At 45.3% G+C, this 781-nt stretch carries 1 protein-coding gene; it reads left to right on the forward strand.

Annotated elements, in window-relative coordinates; all coding sequences use genetic code 11:
• The first annotated feature begins 94 nt into the window (after positions 1-94).
• Entirely contained in the window at positions 95-733 is a 639-nt protein-coding gene (gene lolB, locus R8O10_RS24720) for a lipoprotein insertase outer membrane protein LolB (protein WP_005490532.1), read from the forward strand.
• Positions 734-781 lie beyond the last annotated feature (48 nt).

Consider the following 781-nt stretch of genomic DNA (forward strand, 5'->3'; position numbering starts at 1 on the left):
GAATTTTACTGTAAGCACGCATTTATTGAAAGGGTAAGCCGGATTTGTTTTCCTAAGTCCGTCTTTTCAATGCTATAGTTGTGAGCGATTCCCGATGAAACTGATTAATAAGCCATCAAACATGACCTTACGTTCCTTTCTCATCTTTTTCTTGTCGAGCCTTATTCTCGCTGGGTGTAGTTCCGTTCCTGAAAGCGTCACCAGCGTCGAATGGCAAGCTCATGAACAACGTCTTGAAACCATCCATGATTTTCAAGCGACCGGGAAATTAGGCTACATCGGCCCCGACCAAAGACAAAGTCTGAACTTTTTTTGGAAGCACTCCACCGCTTTAAGCCAACTTCGATTAACCACTGTCTTGGGACAAACCGCATTAAAACTGACGATTACCCCACAAGGGGCAACGGTTGAAACGTATGATGACCAAGTCCTTTCAGCACGCAACGCTAATCAACTGATTTATCGCCTCACAGGCTTGATGATGCCTGTTGACCACATGCCCGATTGGTTACTCGGTTTACCTACCGATGCAGATACATTCCAGCTTTCTCCGGCCAACACACTGCAAACCTTAGACAAACAGATAGGTCTCAACGACTGGAAAATCGCTTACGAACGTTATGGCGACGTAGAATGGCACGAACAGACGCTTCCATTACCGAATAAACTAAAGCTGACGACATCAGACGTAAAAATCAATCTAGTGATCACAAAATGGAACATCACCCAATGATCGAAACTTCAACCCGCTGGCCGTCCCCGGCGAAATTGAATCTCTTTC

This window comes from Vibrio sp. 1727 (genome assembly GCF_033344415.1).
GTDB classification, from domain to species: domain Bacteria; phylum Pseudomonadota; class Gammaproteobacteria; order Enterobacterales; family Vibrionaceae; genus Vibrio; species Vibrio alginolyticus.